Source organism: Pseudomonas sp. MC6 (assembly GCF_054790575.1).
This window is the reverse complement of the sequence record NZ_CP186504.1, coordinates 3,959,999-3,977,475: the sequence shown is the minus strand read 5'-3', so window position 1 is coordinate 3,977,475 and position 17,477 is coordinate 3,959,999. Positions and strand designations below refer to the sequence as shown.

At 57.8% G+C, this 17,477-nt stretch carries 11 protein-coding genes; 9 read left to right on the top strand and 2 right to left on the bottom strand.

Annotated elements, in window-relative coordinates; genetic code table 11:
- Nucleotides 1-34 precede the first annotated feature (34 nt).
- From ACOYXE_RS17865 to ACOYXE_RS17850, 4 genes are all read left to right on the top strand, one after another.
- Entirely contained in the window at nt 35-1,828 is a 1,794-nt protein-coding gene (locus ACOYXE_RS17865; RefSeq protein ID WP_160055935.1) for a DUF1302 domain-containing protein, read from the top strand.
- Between the two features lie 23 nt (nt 1,829-1,851).
- Complete coding sequence (locus ACOYXE_RS17860) at nt 1,852-3,219, top strand: DUF1329 domain-containing protein (protein ID WP_077571173.1); 1,368 nt, start codon at nt 1,852-1,854, stop codon at nt 3,217-3,219.
- A 138-nt stretch (nt 3,220-3,357) separates the two neighbouring features.
- On the top strand, nt 3,358-5,916 hold the full coding sequence (locus tag ACOYXE_RS17855; RefSeq protein WP_460926364.1) for a LuxR C-terminal-related transcriptional regulator: 2,559 nt from the start codon (nt 3,358-3,360) through the stop codon (nt 5,914-5,916).
- 168 nt (nt 5,917-6,084) lie between these two features.
- Nucleotides 6,085-9,600: a dermonecrotic toxin domain-containing protein gene (locus ACOYXE_RS17850; RefSeq protein WP_460926363.1), complete on the top strand. Its 3,516-nt coding sequence runs from the start codon at nt 6,085-6,087 to the stop codon at nt 9,598-9,600.
- Between the two features lie 52 nt (nt 9,601-9,652).
- On the opposite strand, the gene ACOYXE_RS17845 is transcribed toward ACOYXE_RS17850, so the two are convergent.
- Complete coding sequence (locus ACOYXE_RS17845; RefSeq protein WP_160055941.1) at nt 9,653-10,441, bottom strand: IclR family transcriptional regulator; 789 nt, start codon at nt 10,439-10,441, stop codon at nt 9,653-9,655.
- A 164-nt stretch (nt 10,442-10,605) separates the two neighbouring features.
- On the opposite strand from ACOYXE_RS17845, the gene hmgA reads away from it, so the two are divergent.
- The 4 genes from hmgA to ACOYXE_RS17825 all read left to right on the top strand — a co-directional run bounded on the left by hmgA (nt 10,606) and on the right by ACOYXE_RS17825 (nt 15,364).
- Nucleotides 10,606-11,910, top strand: coding sequence for a homogentisate 1,2-dioxygenase (hmgA, locus tag ACOYXE_RS17840; protein ID WP_460926362.1), 1,305 nt, complete (start codon nt 10,606-10,608; stop codon nt 11,908-11,910).
- 3 nt (nt 11,911-11,913) lie between these two features.
- Nucleotides 11,914-13,218 (top strand): fumarylacetoacetase, encoded by a 1,305-nt coding sequence (gene fahA, locus ACOYXE_RS17835; RefSeq protein ID WP_405122287.1) that lies wholly within the window; start codon nt 11,914-11,916, stop codon nt 13,216-13,218.
- A gap of 12 nt (nt 13,219-13,230) precedes the next feature.
- Nucleotides 13,231-13,866: a maleylacetoacetate isomerase gene (gene maiA / locus ACOYXE_RS17830; protein ID WP_160055947.1), complete on the top strand. Its 636-nt coding sequence runs from the start codon at nt 13,231-13,233 to the stop codon at nt 13,864-13,866.
- 142 nt (nt 13,867-14,008) lie between these two features.
- Nucleotides 14,009-15,364 (top strand): MFS transporter, encoded by a 1,356-nt coding sequence (locus ACOYXE_RS17825; protein WP_160055949.1) that lies wholly within the window; start codon nt 14,009-14,011, stop codon nt 15,362-15,364.
- 88 nt (nt 15,365-15,452) lie between these two features.
- On the opposite strand, the gene ACOYXE_RS17820 is transcribed toward ACOYXE_RS17825, so the two are convergent.
- Nucleotides 15,453-16,256, bottom strand: coding sequence for a SirB1 family protein (locus tag ACOYXE_RS17820; protein WP_160055951.1), 804 nt, complete (start codon nt 16,254-16,256; stop codon nt 15,453-15,455).
- 185 nt (nt 16,257-16,441) lie between these two features.
- On the opposite strand from ACOYXE_RS17820, the gene ACOYXE_RS17815 reads away from it, so the two are divergent.
- Complete coding sequence (locus ACOYXE_RS17815) at nt 16,442-17,461, top strand: Leu/Phe/Val dehydrogenase (protein WP_160055953.1); 1,020 nt, start codon at nt 16,442-16,444, stop codon at nt 17,459-17,461.
- The last annotated feature ends 16 nt before the right edge of the window (nt 17,462-17,477 follow it).

Here is a 17,477-nt window from a genome sequence, read left to right as displayed (position 1 = left end):
GGTGGGGCCTTCTGTCACTCACCGGGGAAGACGCATGACAACAAAAACAATGCGCGCCATCTTCACACCGCAGGCGCTGGCAGCCGCGGTGGCTCTGGGTTGCTGCGCCCAGGCGCAAGCGGTTGCGTTCAACATTGGCGAGATCGAGGGCACGTTCGATTCGTCGCTGTCGATTGGTGCGAGTTGGGGTATGCGCGATGCCGACAAGTCGCTGGTCGGCACGGTCAATGGTGGTTCCGGGCAATCCTCGACCGGTGATGACGGGCGTTTGAATTTCAAGAAGGGCGAGACCTTCTCGAAAATCTTCAAAGGTATTCACGACCTCGAACTCAAGTACGGCGACACCGGTGTCTTCGTGCGTGGCAAGTACTGGTATGACTTCGAGCTGAAGGACGAGGACCGCGAGTTCAAGCCGATCAGCGACAGCGGCCGCAAGGAAGGCGCGAAATCTTCCGGCGCACAAATCCTTGATGCGTTCATCTATCACAACTACTCCATCGCCGATCTGCCGGGCACCGTGCGCGCCGGTAAACAGGTGGTGAGCTGGGGCGAAAGTACCTTCATCGGCAACTCGATCAACAGCATCAACCCGATCGACGTTTCAGCGTTTCGTCGCCCCGGTGCGGAGATCAAGGAAGGTCTGATTCCGGTCAACATGTTGTTCGGCTCGCAAGGCCTGACCGATCAACTGACCGTCGAAGGTTTCTATCAACTGGAATGGGACCAGACCGTTCTCGACAACTGCGGCACCTTCTTCGGCGTCGATGTGGCGGCGGACGGTTGCAACAACGGCTACACCGTTGGCAACCCGGCGATCGCGCCGCTGGTGCCGTTGACCACCGCGTTCGGGCAAGGCATTCAGGTGACTCGCGAAGGCGTGGTGATCCCTCGTGGTGGTGACCGTGACGCGCGGGATTCCGGGCAGTGGGGGACGGCGTTGCGCTGGCTCGGCGACGACACCGAGTACGGTCTCTACTTCATGAACTACCACAGCCGTACGCCTACGGTTGGCACGACCACGGCCGGTCTTTCGACATTGGCAGCATTGCCGGGCATGGTCGGCATCGCCAATGGTCTGGCCCCCGGCAGCGGCTCCGGTTTGGCCCAGAGTGTGATGCTCGGACGCGGCCAGTACTACCTCGAATACCCGGAAGACATCCGTCTGTACGGCGCGAGTTTCTCCACAACGCTACCCACCGGCACTGCGTGGACTGGCGAGATCAGCTACCGGCCCAACGCTCCGGTGCAGGTCAGCACCAACGACCTGACACTGGCGCTGCTCAACCCGATTGCCGGTGGCACGGCGTCGCCACTTTCGACGTCACCGGGAGCGGACAACAAAGGCTATCGGCGCAAAGAAGTCACGCAAATCCAGAGCACACTCACGCACTTTTTCGATCAGGTCTGGGGCGCTCAACGTTTGACCCTGGTCGGTGAAGCCGCCGTGGTTAGGGTCGGTGGCCTGGAGTCGCGCGACAAGCTGCGTTATGGCCGCGACTCGGTATATGGCCAATACGGTTTCGGCGGCGACACCGACGGTTTCGTCACCTCGACCTCGTGGGGCTACCGCGCTCGGGCGATCCTCGATTACGCCAACGTGATCGGCGGGATCAACCTCAAACCCAACCTGTCGTGGTCGCATGACGTCGCCGGTTATGGCCCCAACGGGCTGTTCAACGAAGGCGCGAAAGCGATCAGCGTCGGCGTCGATGCCGACTACCGTAACACCTACACCGCGAGCCTCAGTTACACCGACTTTTTCGGTGGTGACTACAACGTCCTCGAAGACCGTGACTTCGTCGCACTGAGCTTCGGCGTGAACTTCTGATCTGCCCGAGAAGGATGACTGCAATGCGCAAAATGATTCTGCAATGTGGTGTGCTGGCCCTGAGTCTGCTGGCGGCCAATGTGATGGCGGCGGTGTCGCCGGACGAAGCCAATAAACTCGGTACCAGCCTGACCCCGCTCGGCGCCGAGAAAGCCGGTAACGCCGATGGCTCTATTCCGGCATGGACCGGCGGCATCCCGAAAAATGCTGCTGCGGTGGACAGCAAAGGCTTTCTTGCTGACCCGTTCGCCAATGAAAAGCCGTTGTTCACCATCACCGCGGCCAACGTCGACAAGTACAAGGACAAGCTCTCCGACGGCCAGGTGGCGATGTTCAAACGCTACCCGGAGACTTACAAGATCCCGGTCTATCCGACCCACCGAACCGTCGCCGCACCGGCGGAAATCTACGAATCGGCCAAGCGCAGTGCGCTCAACGTGACCACCATCAACGATGGTAACGGCCTGGCCAATTTCACCGGCAATCGCTATTACGCCTTTCCGATACCGAAGAACGGCGTCGAGGTGTTGTGGAACCACATCACCCGTTACCACGGCGGCAACGTCAAACGCATCATTACTCAGGTGACCCCGCAGACCAACGGCAGCTACACGCCGATCCGCTTCGAAGAAGAGATCGCCGTGCCGCAACTGATCAAGGATATCGACCCGGAAAAGGCCGCCAACGTGCTGACCTTCTTCAAGCAGTCGGTGACTGCGCCAGCGCGTCTGGCCGGTAACGTGTTGCTGGTTCACGAGACCCTTGATCAGGTGAAGGAACCGCGCCTGGCGTGGATCTACAACGCCGGTCAGCGTCGTGTGCGTCGTGCACCGCAAGTAGCCTATGACGGCCCGGGCACCGCCGCCGATGGCCTGCGTACCTCGGACAACTTCGACATGTTCTCCGGTGCACCGGATCGCTACGACTGGAAACTGGTCGGCAAGAAGGAAATGTACATCCCGTACAACAGCTACAAACTCGATTCGCCGAAGCTCAAGTACGACGACATCGTCAAGGCCGGGCACATCAATCAGGACCTGACGCGCTATGAGTTGCACCGGGTCTGGGAAGTGATCGGCACTGTCAAACCGAATGAGCGGCATATCTACGCCAAACGCCACATGTATATCGACGAGGACAGTTGGCAGGTTGCACTGGCCGACCACTATGACGGTCGCGGTCAACTCTGGCGCGTAGCCGAAGGCCACTCTGAATATCACTACGAGCATCAGGCACAGGCATACACACTCGAAGCGCTCTACGACATCATTGCCGGCCGCTACATTGCCTTGGGGATGAAGAACGAGGAGAAGCACAGTTACGAATTCGGCTTTGAAGCCAAGGCTGCCGACTACACGCCAGCGGCCTTGCGTGCAGAGGGTGTGCGGTAACGGTTCTGATACATCAGTGGACAAAAGGCGACCGCTCGGTCGCCTTTTTTATGGGCGCCAATCAGCGCGCTGAATACTCGTCAACAAGTACAGAGGAGAGGACTAGGGTGACTGCACAACGATAAAAAGGCTCACCCGATGACCGCCATGACTGCCTGTCTGGATCGCCCCGGATTTCTGCCCAGACTTTCTTCTCATCATCAACTTCGCCCTCGATTGAGTGAGCCTCTGCTGACATCGGCCGCACGAATCAGGCTGATCTGCGCGCCGGCGGGCAGTGGCAAAAGCGCTTTGCTCTCTGAGTGCCTGTCACAGGCACCGGCGCGTTGTCCGGTGCACTGGCTGCCATTGATGGGCATGTCCTTGAGTGCTGACGAATTCTGTCAGCGGCTGAGCCTGGCGCTGGGGCTGGCCGAGATGGCTGAAGCGCAGTTGGCGGTAGCTCTGGCACGCTGGTCGACGCCCACCTGGTTGTTTCTCGACGATTACTGTCGGTTGCCCGCCCCGGCACTTGATGCGCTTCTTGACCGCCTGCTGGCGCTCAGCAGCCCGGCATTGACCTGGTGGATCGGCACGCGACGACGGCCGCAATGCAATTGGCCTCGGTTGCTACTGGACGACGAGTTGTATGAGTGCGAAAGCACGACGCTGGCGCTGACACAAGACGAAATCGCCTTGGCCTTGAAACACTTGTCAGCTGAGCAGGCCGCCAGTGTGGCCGCACGGATCGTTCATCGAACCGGTGGCTGGTGCGCCGGCGTGCGCATGGCGCTGCTGCAAAAATGCGACTGGGCGCAAAGTACCCAACCGCAGCAACGGGTGGAAACGTTGCTTGATTACCTGCAACACGAATTGTTCAGCAGTCTGACGCCGGAGTTGGCGGAAGTCTGGCGGGTGCTGGCGAATCTGCCGCGCTTCAACGCTGAGTTGTGTGAGTACTTGTTCGGTGCCGGAGAGGGCGCGGACTACCTGCGAACCCTGCAAACGCTGGGTTGCTTCATCGAACCATGGAATGACTCGTCCCAGTGGTTGCAGATATTTGCACCGTTGGCTCAAGTAATGCGTGATGAGCGCTGGCCTGCGGCCCGTTCATGGCATCGTCGAGCATGCCAATGGTTCGCCGGTGCCGGGGACTGGCGCTCGGCTTTCGAGCAGGCGTTGTTTGCCGAGGAATTCGAAACGGCAATCAGTCTGTTGCAGCACTTCAACTTTGAGCATCTGTTTGAAGAGCAAACGGTGGTGCTGTTGTTGCGCTTGCATGAATCTCAGGGCGAAGGATTGACCTTGGGATCACCGCAGTTGGTCGGGCTGATTACCGCAGCTCTGCTGTTTGCCGGGCGGTTTGAACAGGCGACGCAGTGCATCTCGCATCTGGCGAGGTTCATGCCGCAACCTTCGGCGGCACTGGAACGACAACTGATTGCACGCTGGCAAGCGCAACAAGGTTGGCTGATGCATTTGCAGGGATGTATGACGCCTGCGCACGAACTCTTTCAACAAGCTCTGGAAGCGCTCGATGGCGATGCCTGGGCCGCAAGGCTGCTGTGCCTGTCAGGGCTGACTCAACAGGCCTTGTTATGCGATGAACTCGAACAAGCGCATGCCATCAGCCGTGAAGCATTGCGTCTGGCGCGGGCACAAGGCTCCTTGCTGTTTGAAGGCTTGCTCGAACTTGATCACGCGCAGTTGCTTGAGCAGCGTGGAACTCCCGCCCGCGCTGACAACCTGCTGCTGAGCGTCGAGCAATTGCTTGGCCAGCGCGCCGAGCGGCCATCACCGCTGCTCGGTCGCATCGCCCTGCGTCGTGGTCGATTGGCATTGGCCATGGGGCTGGAGGAGCAAGCCGCCGTTCTGTTCAAACGTGGCCTGGAGGATTGTCTGCGCAGTTACGATAAACGGGTGTTGTTCGGCTATCTGGGGCTGGCGCAGATAGCGGCCAACCACTGTGAATACACGCAAGCATTCGAGCGCTTGCACGAGGCCGAGCGGTTGATGCAGCAGCGCAGGATTCCAGACACGGTTTACCGTGGTGTGTTGTTACAGGTCAGTAGCCAGATCTGGCTGCAGCAGGGGCGGGCGCAATTGGCGCATGAGGCGCTGAGCCGGGTGCTGCGTCACTATCAACCACCGAACGCATTACAGGCGCCTCCGGCGACAGTTCAATTGATTGCGCGTATCCAATACTTGTTGATATTGGCCACGGCATATTTGCAACGGGCCAGTGACCAGCCAAAGCAACTTCAGTTGTTGCTGGATAAAGCACGTAAGTGTGGGGCGCAGACACTTGAAGCGGAGTTGCATTTTGCCTTGGCCGAAGTGGCATTGCTGCACAACGATTCGTTACGAGTAGTTGAGCATGTGGATTGCGCATTAAGGATCGTTCGGCGCTCGGGGTCGCAATTGCTGATACGGCAGGTCACTCTGCGCTCACCGAAAATATTTGATCCGACCATTGTGTCGGACGAAAAGCAGAAAGTTATAAATGGAACTGAAACCGAAAGTTCACTGAGTCAGCGCGAGTTGCAAGTGTTGACCTTGATTGCGACAGGAGATTCCAATCAACAAATCGCAGAAAAGCTTTTCCTTTCATTGCATACCGTAAAAACACATGTCCGAAGAATTTATATAAAGTTGGGGGTGATGCGTAGAACTCATGCGGTGGCGAAGGCCAGAACATTGGGTTTGATGTTGGGGTGAGCTTGTTAGATATTTGTAGTTGTAACGTCGAAGTTTGTTGTTGTCGTGATTCCACATTGTTGGAAACAGTGTAGTGGGTATCTTTCTGCTCTGGATCTGAATTAGTTTGATTTGGCGAGGCAAGTTCTATTGATTACTTGCCATCATCAAGCTGATAGAGAATTTTTTGTGAAAATTAATAAAGAAGCCGAAAGCCAAAGTCTGCGCGAAGTGGGGGAAGCCCTGGAAAGTATCTCGCAAGAATTGATGCGTGTTCCGTCATTCTCGGTGGTACTGCAGGACACTTTGCGTGAAGCGTTATGGAAAGTCTCCGAAGGTGTGCGGCTAAGCAGCCTGTTCGTCAATGTTGTAGCGGGCGCCAAACCGACAAATAAACAGCCGGTCGGACGTTTGCTGGATGTCGCACTTGAGTGCCTGCGAAGTGGTCGGGCGCCAAACTATGATGTCAATGATTATGGCGTTTTCGATCACCCGAGTTTTACCAGTCGTGAAGACTTGCTTGCGCAAGTGCCGATCTCGGCAGTTGAAAAACTGCTAGCAGATTTGCTGAAGAAGCTTGCAGTTGATTACACGGCGGCTGTACGGCAGTACTGGGAAAACCCGACTGTTCAAAAAGCCGGTGGGGCTTATCCCCAGTTATCGCGGAAGTCTGCTCTAGGCGTTCTCGAGGCTAACCTTTTCACTCGTGAACTGGAGGCGTTGGCGATTCAGGGCCTCCTGACTGCGCAAGAAAGGGCGTTAGTCAGTACAACAGTGCAACCTGGTCTGACAGGCACTGGTTACGGTGTATTTATTGAAGGGCAGAATGGCAAATACATCGAACAGAACGCGATGTTTGTATTACCCCTTAAAGAACCTGTTTACGAACAGTTGGTTCCAGGTGTGCAGGGTGCTGTTGTGCTGTATAGCGCAAGTCGTGGTATTGAGGTGTTTTCCTCCACATCGATACTCGAACAGACGCTACTAAAACGACTGGGCGCTCCGGAGACTCAGGAGGAATTTCTGCAAGCGCTGCCGCTTAGTGAGCGAGCGGGATTTGCCTATGTTCACGCTATTCGCTTTTTGAAAGTTCGTGCGAATTTGTTTGAGCGTTTCGCGGAAAAACGGCTTCAGACGATGTACAGCGACGTCGCTGGGTATCTTCAAACCGTCGGTATGCCAAGTACTGACCTTGATAAAATTGTTGTCGCTGTTGAAGCCGCACAATCCTTGCCAGCTATTATTAGCCAGGCAAAGCAGCGCCAAGTACAACTGCTTAAGCATATAGAGCGCAATGCTTGGCCTCAGTGGTTGAAGAGTACCTCCGATGCCAATCAGGAAGTCTATGTTTCTCTGCAAACGCAGTTGCTGGAAACCGAGGTCAAACATCACGATGTCACTCACGGTGTTTCTTCCCTGAAAGACTATGCGCGATTAGTCGTAGAGGACTTCATATCACCGGGTAAAGATGAACGAATCGATCCGGATACCTTGTTCGTGAAAGTAACTCATACCGTGCCTCTGGCGGACGGCAAGAAAGTGGAGCTCATCGAGCGCAAAACACTGACTCAGGCCTTTATGCACGGTACTCATGATTTGGCAGGGCAATATCAGATCGTTCCGGAAGTCCCCAGCAGTCTTCCAAAACTGAGCCCTTCCAGCATCCTCCGTGCTATCCAGACGTTGAATGTTCGTGTTGCTTATACTTCGGCGCAACGTCTTCTATATTCTACAGAAGAGTTTTCCGAATCTCTTCGAGAGGTCTTTGGTCGCCGAACTGCGCTATCCATGTTCTCGGCGATCCTGCAGAAGCACGTGAGTCCGGCTGCGCAGGATCTGGTGACGCGTTACAACTTCGGCGACGTATCGATTGAAACGCTGGGCGTGGCACTCAAAAATTGGTTCAAGCCCTTCAATGGTTTGCTGGTTTATCGCAGGAAAGGTGTGGCAGCCGATCATAGCGCTCATGTCCTTCATATGCCGGGTTCGCCAGTCGGGCAGGACTGGTTCGAGTTCGCTGACCTGAAAAGCCTGCAGCACAAGCTGGCGCAATGGGCGACCAAACCTGAAATCTGGGCGTACATGTTGAGTCAGGCACACGCCAGCGACAGTGCCGAGATGCAACGTGATTATCTAAGCAAAAAACCATTTGAGATACTGAACGAATGGTGGTGGTCGAAGATCAAGTTGGTCGATTTAGCCGAGAAGGGGCCTTTGTTCGGCGCCGTTAAAAATCACATCACGTGGAATATCGATCAAACCGAAGTCGCTACCCCCCAATGGTACAGAAAGGCTAATTCGAGCGATCAGCAACTACTAAATCGTCTGAGTCATGATTTCAAGGCTATTCATCATCATTCCCGGGAGACACTGGCGGTCGAGCCGTTCAAACAATTTGCCAGCCAACTGGTGAAGCAGGAGCTGAAGCAATATTTTGCGCGGACAGGTGCATCTGTGGACATTAACCCTGATGAGGTCTGGGTCAACTTTCACGCCGATTCGAAAATCAGCCTCACCGATCTGTTTATTCAGTGGCATACGTGGCGCAGTGACGTAAGCGCGTTTGAGAAATTTTTCACTTGGGTGAACCCTCTATTGGCCGGACTTGGTGAATTGAGAGAGCAGCTCAGAAAAGCCACTTTCTGGACGTTTACCGGTCAGCGCATTGACCAACTGGATGCCAAAATCATCAATGACCTCATTGATCTGAGGCCGGGTGAAAAATATCTTCAATATCTAAAGGACAAATTCCTCAATGCATCCGATATTGACCTGAAGGCAAGCCTGTATCGAAAAACAAAACAAAACGAAATGCTTCGGTCTGCATTGATACAGAAAATCAAAGGCGAGCTGTCGGTCGACCAATACAACTGGTTGCAGGCACTCATTAACGGATTTGATCGGGATCTGCCTCGTCAGGACACCGTCACCACGGGTAGTAAGCCGGGCATTGGTGTTTACGAGTTCACCCTTAGGGGACGCGCCCTTGTCGGAGCTTACGTTTTTGGGCGCAGAGTCAGTGGGCGTGATGAGTTTTTTGTCTATATTCCCGATACGCCTGATGGCAAGGATTTCTTCCCTGTGCAGGAACTTGCTGGTCGGTTGAAAAGCGTGACCTTCAACAAAAAGGTCTTGAGCCTCGCTCGTCTGGAACATCAGCAGGAAGTGAAAAATCTCCTGGACGCTTACTGGGACTCGATCCCCGTAGCGACCGGCACTCCGGAATTGACCAACAGTTATCCAGTACTGGCTTTCAAACAGGAGTACCTGGCTAAAATCGGGCAGCTCGTCGCCGATGTGGACTTTCAGACGACCAGTTATCTGGAAGCGCTGTGGAAAGATGTGAGGGTACTGGCCGAATTTGCCCTGGATGTGGCTTCAATGTTCATTGCGCCCCTTGGCCTCGCACTGACCGTATTGCGCATTACTGAGTCGGTTGTGCTGGGCATTGTGGCTTCCAGTCAGGGCTCCGATGAGGCTGCGAACGCACACTTTGCATCGGCGTGGAGAGGGGCGATTCTGTTGTACGTTGGCAAAGTGGCGGCGATCGGCGCGCCCGTCAACCCGATTGCACTCCTATCGAGCGTCAGGGACTTTGCTGACGTGGTGAAAGGCGTCACCGGCGTTGAAGTCAGCATCAGCTACGTGACCGCAGTCACGGCACCTCCTGCGGTCGTGAACAGCACCACTCGCCTGCTCAACTGACAGGTGAAACCGCGCGAGTAACGGACCTCGTTACTCGCTCGATTGGCGCAGTTCAAGCCAGCAGAGGCTCATAACCCATCCGCCAACTCACGGCCCGTGTCGCAGCCAACAACCGCTGCGCCGCCGGGCCGTTTTCGTCGGCGTGGAACAACGAGGTCGGACCGACGATGGTCAGCACGGCGGCGACTTGTCCGACGGCGTTGAACACCGGAGCGGACAACGCATCCACACCCGGCATGAGCAAACCATGCACATGATGCAGACCGCGTTCGCGGATCTGTTCACACAGCGTTAGGTAAGTCTTCTCGTCCTTCAGCGGATGATCGGCAGCGGCAATCTCTCGCACGCGCAAATCATCGGTTTCGCGATGTGGCAGATAGGCACTGAATACCAGTCCGGTCGATGAACTGAGCAGCGGCAGCACTGAACCCAATTGCGTCACCACCGTCACCGCGCGCACTGCCGGTTCGATGTGTACCACCGTTGCGCCCTGATTGCCCCACACCGCCAAAAAGCAGGTTTCGTTGAGTTCGTCGCGCAGTTCGGCCAGCGGCAGGGCGGCGACTTTCAGCACGTCCATACTGTTGAGTGCAGCCAGGCCTACACGCAGCGCTTCGCGGCCGAGACCGTAGTGGTTGGTGGCGGCGTTCTGCTCGGCAAACCCCGAGGCGATCAGCGCCTGCAGATAGCGGTGAACCTTGCTCGCCGGCATCTGCACATGTTCGGCCAGTCGCGACAACGAGGTCGATGGCGACAACTCGGCCAAGGCCTTGAGGATGTCGGTGCCGACTTCGGCGGAGCGGACTTTCTGTTTGCCGTTGCTGTCGCTGGTTTTTTCCATGGTGCGGCCGGGTTCCGAAACGAATGGGCGTCTTTATAGCTTGACGCTGGATAGCGAGCAAATTACGTTATGCGTAATCGAATTACGATAATAACAACCCCGGCGTGCCGAAACCTCTGAGCCAGAGCGATGGGCCACTGCCGACTCCCTGTTCAGGAGGCTCCATGAACCTCGATTCAACCGCTCAGGCGCTGGCGTATCAGTCCGGTTTCGGCAACGAATTCAGCTCTGAAGCGTTGCCCGGCGCGCTGCCCGTCGGCCAGAACTCCCCGCAAAAAGCCCCGTACGGCCTTTACACCGAGTTGTTTTCCGGCACCGCGTTCACCATGACCCGCAGTGAAGCGCGGCGCACCTGGATGTACCGCATTCAGCCGTCGGCCAATCACCCGGCCTTCGTCAAACTGGAGCGACAACTGGCCGGTGGCCCGTTGGGTGAAGTGACGCCCAATCGCCTGCGCTGGAATCCACTGGAGATCCCGGCCGAACCAACCGATTTCATCGACGGACTGGTGAGCATGGCCGCCAACGCTGGGGCGGAAAAACCGGCCGGCATCAGCATCTACAACTACGCCGCCAACCGTTCGATGGAGCGCGTGTTCTTCAATGCCGACGGCGAACTGCTGCTGGTGCCGCAACTTGGCCGTCTGCGTATCGCCACCGAACTGGGTGTGCTGGAAGTCGCACCGCTGGAAATCGTCGTACTGCCACGCGGGCTGAAATTTCGCGTTGAACTGCTCGACCCGCAAGCGCGCGGTTACGTCGCCGAAAACCATGGCGCGCCACTGCGTCTGCCGGATCTGGGACCGATCGGCAGCAACGGTCTGGCCAATCCGCGCGATTTCCTGAGCCCGGTCGCCGCTTACGAAAACCTGCAGCAACCGACCACACTGGTGCAGAAATTCCTCGGTCAGTTGTGGGCCACCGAGCTCAATCACTCGCCGTTGAACGTAGTCGCCTGGCACGGCAACAACGTGCCGTACAAATATGATCTGCGCCGTTTCAACACCATCGGCACGGTCAGCTTCGATCACCCGGACCCGTCGATTTTCACCGTATTAACCTCGCCGACCAGCGTCCACGGTCTGGCCAACCTCGATTTCGTGATCTTCCCGCCGCGCTGGATGGTCGCCGAAAACACCTTCAGGCCACCATGGTTCCACCGCAACCTGATGAACGAATTCATGGGCCTGATCCAGGGCGAATACGACGCCAAGGCTGAAGGTTTTGTGCCCGGCGGTGCCTCGCTGCACAGCTGTATGAGCGCCCACGGCCCGGACGGCGAAACCTGCACCAAAGCGATCAATGCCGAGCTCAAGCCGGCGAAGATCGACAACACCATGGCCTTCATGTTCGAGACCAGCCAAGTGATGCGCCCAAGCCGCTTCGCCCTCGACTGCCCGCAACTGCAATCCACTTACGACGCTTGCTGGGCCACGCTGCCCGCCACGTTCGACCCGACCCGGAGATAACCCATGACGCAGAATTCCATCACCCGCAGTTGGGTCGCCTCGGCCAACGGCCACGCTGATTTCCCGTTGCAGAACCTGCCGCTCGGCGTATTCAGCATCGCCGATTCGGCACCGCGCGCTGGCGTGGCGATTGGCGAACACATCTTCGATCTGCAAGTTGCGCTGGAAGCCGGGCTGTTCGACGGTGTCGCGCGCAGTGCCGTGGAAGCCATGCATGGCGGCCAGTTGAACGCGTTCTTCGAACTGGGCCGCGAGGCACGCGTTGCTTTGCGAGAGCGTCTGCTGGAACTGTTCAGCGAAGGCAGCACTCACCGTGGCAACATCGAAGCCCAAGGCGCGAAACTGCTGCCACTGGCCGCCGATTGCCAACTGCATCTGCCGGCACGCATCAGCGATTACACCGACTTCTACGTCGGCATCGAGCACGCGCAGAATGTCGGCAAACTGTTCCGTCCGGATAACCCGCTGCTGCCGAACTACAAGCACGTGCCAATCGGTTATCACGGTCGCGCCTCCACTGTGCGTGCCTCGGGTACCGATGTGCGTCGCCCGAAAGGCCAGACGCTGCCAGCCGGTCAGACCGAGCCGACGTTTGGCCCGTGCGCACGTCTGGACTATGAGCTGGAACTGGGCATCTGGATCGGCCAAGGCAACGAGATGGGCGATTCGATCGCCATCGGTGACGCCGCTGATCATATCGCCGGTTTCTGCCTGCTCAACGATTGGTCGGCACGCGATATCCAGGCTTGGGAATACCAGCCGCTGGGGCCGTTCCTGTCGAAGAGTTTCATCACCAGCGTGTCGCCGTGGGTCGTCACTGCCGAAGCGCTGGAGCCATTCCGTACCGCGCAACCGAAGCGTCCTGAAGGTGATCCGCAGCCGCTGCCGTACCTGTTCGACAAACGCGATCAGGACGGCGGTGCCTTCGACATCGAACTGGAAGTGCTGCTGCTGACCGAAGCCATGCGCGAGCAGAACCTGCCCGCCCATCGCCTGACCCTGAGCAACACCCGCTACATGTACTGGACCGTCGCGCAAATGGTCGCGCACCACAGCGTCAACGGTTGCCAGTTGCAGGCCGGTGACCTGTTCGGTTCGGGCACTTTGTCCGGCCCGGAAAACGGCCAGTTCGGCAGCCTGCTGGAAATCACCGAGGGCGGTAAAAAACCGATCGAACTGGCCACTGGCGAGGTGCGTAAATTCCTCGAGGACGGTGACGAAATCATTCTGCGCGCACGTTGTGCCCGTGATGGTTTTGCTTCGATCGGATTCGGCGAGTGCCGTGGCAAAGTGCTGGCGGCGCGCTGACAGGAGCGGCTCATGGATCTCTATACCTATTACCGTTCCACTTCGTCGTACCGGGTGCGGATCGCGCTGGCGCTCAAAGGTTTGGACTACCAGGCGCTGCCGGTCAACCTGATCGCACCGCCGGGTGGCGAGCATCGGCAAGCGGCGTATCTGGCGATCAATCCACAGGGCCGGGTACCGGCCTTGCGCACTGATGAGGGCGGTTTGCTGATTCAATCGCCGGCGATCATCGAGTACCTGGAAGAACGTTATCCACAGGTGCCGTTGCTGCCTGAAGATCTGCTCGCCCGTGCACAAGTGCGCGGTGTGGCGGCGGTGATCGGTTGCGATGTGCATCCGCTGCACAACGTCAGCGTGCTCAATCGCTTGCGTCAGTCGGGGCAGGACGAGCCTCAGGTGGTCGAGTGGATCACTCACTGGATCAGCCAAGGGCTGGCGACGGTGGAGCAGTTGATTGGCGACGAGGGATTCTGTTTTGGTGAGTGGCCGTGCGTGGCGGATGTTTATCTGATTCCGCAGTTGTATGCGGCAGAGCGGTTCAACGTCAGCCTTGAGACGTATCCGAAAATTCGTCGGGTCGCCGCACTGGCGGCTGAACATTCAGCATTCATCAAGGCCCATCCTGCCAATCAACCAGACACCCCATAACCCTGTAGGAGTGAGCCTTCTCGCGATGAGGGAGTGTCAGTCACTCATGTTCTGACTGACCCACCGCTATCGCGAGCAGGCTCACTCCTACAAGGGAATATCGCCGTTCACATAATCATAAAAACAAAAAAGGTACCTTGCGATGCACAACCAGATTGCCAGCTTCCGCGCGGCACTCGACGCCCGTCCTGTGTCCCGCTATCAGTGGTTACTGTTGATCCTGCTCGCGCTGTTGCTGGTCACCGACGGCTATGACGCCCAGGTGCTCGGTTACGTGGTGCCCGCGCTGGCCCAGGACTGGGGCCTGGAAAAATCTGCGTTCGGGCCTGTGTTCAGCGCCAATCTGCTGGGTCTCACTCTTGGTTCACTGGCGGTCACGCCGCTGGCTGACCGCTTTGGCGTGCGCCGGATTCTGCTCGCTTGCGTATTGATCTACGCCACACTGACGGTGCTGATGGTCTTCGCCGACTCGCTCAACACGCTGATGATCGCGCGCTTCATCTGTGGCATCGGCATGGGCGGGGCGATGCCCAGTGCCATGGCGTTGATGTCGGAATACTCACCACCGCGTTTGCGCACTTTGATGGTGACGCTGGCGGCGTGTGGCTTTTCGTTTGGTGGGGCGGCGGGTGGTTTTGTTGCCGCCGGGTTCATCGACCAGTTCGGCTGGCAAGCGGTGTTCCTCGCCGGTGGTGTCACGCCGTTGCTGCTGTTTCCGTTTCTGTGGTGGATGCTGCCGGAGTCGCTGCCACGCCTGCTGCGTGATGCGCCGCCATACGCGCGACTGCGCAAAGTCACCGCGCGGATGTTGCCGGACTGGCAAGCACCTGCCGCAACCCTGGAGCAGAACGAGCGCGAGCAGGGCAGCAAACTGACCGTGGTCGAGTTGTTCCGCAATGGCTACGCGCGGCCTACCTTGCTGATCTGGGCGACGTTTTTTGTCAGCCTGATTTTGCTGTATTTCATGATCAGTTGGTTGCCGACGCTGTTGCTGGAAAGTGGCTTGAAACTCAACGAAGCCAATCTGGTGACGTCGATGTTCCTCTTCGCCGGTACTTTGGGCGCGATTAGCATGGCGTGGTTCGCCGATCGCTTGAAGCGCAAGGTGCGTCTGTTGTCAGCGGTGTTGGCAGGGGCTGCGCTGTGCACGATTCTGCTGGGACTCAATCATGACAATCCGCGTTATCTGGTGGCCTGCGTCTTCGCCGCCGGGTTCTGCATCATCGGCGGGCAACTGACGCTGAATGCGTTTGCCAGCAATTTCTACCCGGCGCATGTGCGTGCGACGGGTACCGGTTGGGCATTGGGCGTGGGGCGCTTCGGTTCGATTCTCGGACCACTATTCGGCAGCCTGCTGCTGGCGATGCACATTCCGGTGGCGCAGATTTTCTTCTTCTGCGCGATCCCGGCGGTGATTGCCGCGCTGCTGATTATTCAAGTACGTTCGCCCTCCGAAGGCAGTTCAGCAGCTGGAGTGGGGATGTCTGTCAAATCCTGAAGAGCAAAAGATCGCAGCCTTCGGCAGCTCCTACAGGGAAATACATAATCCCAATGTAGGAGCTGCCGAAGGCTGCGATCTTTTGCTTTTAATGGACGACCGAGTTGGGTGGCAGGTGCCCGAGGCGTTCGGTCAGGCGCAGGCGTTGAATCGGGTCGTCGCTGAGCATCAGCGCGTGTTCCAGATCAAAGCGCTCGGCATTCGGACAGTCGAGCCGCTGATAAAGACTGGCTCGGGCCAGGTAATCAGCAGCTCCGGCGTCACCCAGTTCGAGCACACGTTCGGCATCAATCAGAGCGGCAATGAAGTCATCATGCGTCAGGTGTAACTGCCGCAGGTTGCGCGACAGGCGTTGAAGCATCTGCTGGGGGGAGGCGGTCAGTAGATGCTCGGCATTGAGTTTCATGTTCGGCCCGTACTGGCGCTGCAACAGTTCACGACAGTCATTGGGGTACAAGCGCCGGCCGCCGCACGGATCCAGCAAGTGATCAGCGCCGGGCACCCGCAACAGGAAGTGTCCGGGGAAGTTGACCCCGACCAGAGGAATCTCCAGGCCACGCGCCAGCTCCAAGGCAATCAGCGCCAACGCCAATGGCTGGCCGCGACGGGTCTGCAACACTTTGTGCAACAGCGCAGCCTGCGGACGCAGTGGCAGAAAATCGTCCTGTGCAAAGCCCAGGTCGGTCATGCGGCGTAACAAGGGTTGCGCCAGTTCACTTACCGGCAGCATTGGCAAGCCGTAGCTGACCCGCTGTTGCAAGTCCTTGAGGTCCTGCAGCAACGCTTCTGGGTCGATCGCTTTTTCGTGCTCGGCCGCCATCCACAGCGCGGCTTCGAACAGCGCGGGCGGTGAACGGTGCAGGCATTCGAAAAAACGTTGACGCGCACTCATCGAAATCTCCGGGGAATGCCTCGTTTTAGCCCGGTCCGTGTCATTCGTCCAGTGCCTCGCGACACCGGTGTCGGGTTATGCCGCAAAGCCGTTGTCGACGCGGGCGCTTATTCCGGTGTGCTCCAGCAATTTTCAGGCGCAGGCCTATACTGGCGTTCTACAAGAAGTGATTCGGGAGCCCAACGATGTTTGCGCTCATGCAAAGCACTCGCCTGGAATCGCTGCACCTTAGCGTTGACCCGGTCTCCGGGTTGAAGGCGGTCATTGCCATCCATAACAGTCGCCTCGGGCCAGCCTTGGGCGGATGTCGTTATCTTGCCTATCCCAATGACGAATCGGCTGTCGAGGATGCCATTCGCCTCGCTCAGGGCATGAGTTACAAGGCCGCACTGGCGGGGTTGCCGCAAGGCGGTGGCGTTGCAGTGATCGTGCGTCCGGTGCACGTGGAAAACCGTGGCGCACTGTTCGAAGCCTTTGGCCGCTGCATCGAACAGCTCGACGGTCGCTACATCACCGCTATCGACAGCGGCACCTCGGTGGCGGACATGGATTGCATCGCCCAGCAGACCCAGCATGTCACCAGCACCACGTCGGCCGGTGATCCCGCACCACACGCAGCGATGGGCGTGTTTGCCGGCATTCGGGCAACCGCCATGGCACGGCTGGGCAGCGACAATCTCGAAGGTTTGCGCATCGCGATTCAGGGGCTGGGCAATGTCGGTTACGCATTGGCCGAGCAACTGCACGCTGCCGGGGCGGAATTGTTGGTCAGCGATATTGATCACGGCAAAGTGCAACTGGCGATGGAACAACTCAACGCCCATCCGATCGCCAACGATGCATTGCTCAGCACGCCGTGCGACATCCTTGCGCCGTGCGGTCTGGGTGGCGTGCTGAACAGCCACAGCGTCACTCAACTGCGTTGCTCGGCGGTGGCGGGTTCGGCGAACAATCAACTGACGCATCTGGATGTCGCTGATCAACTGGAACGGCGCGGGATTCTGTATGCGCCGGATTATGTGATCAATGCCGGTGGTTTGATCTACGTCTCGCTCAAGCATCGCGGCGAAGAATTGACCACCATTACCGCGCACCTGTCGAAGATCAGCTCTCGACTCACCGAAGTATTTGCCCATGCACAGGCGGAAAAACGTTCGCCGGCGCGGGTGGCCGACGAGTTGGCCGAGAAAGTTTTGTATCGCTGAAACGCAAAAGATCGCA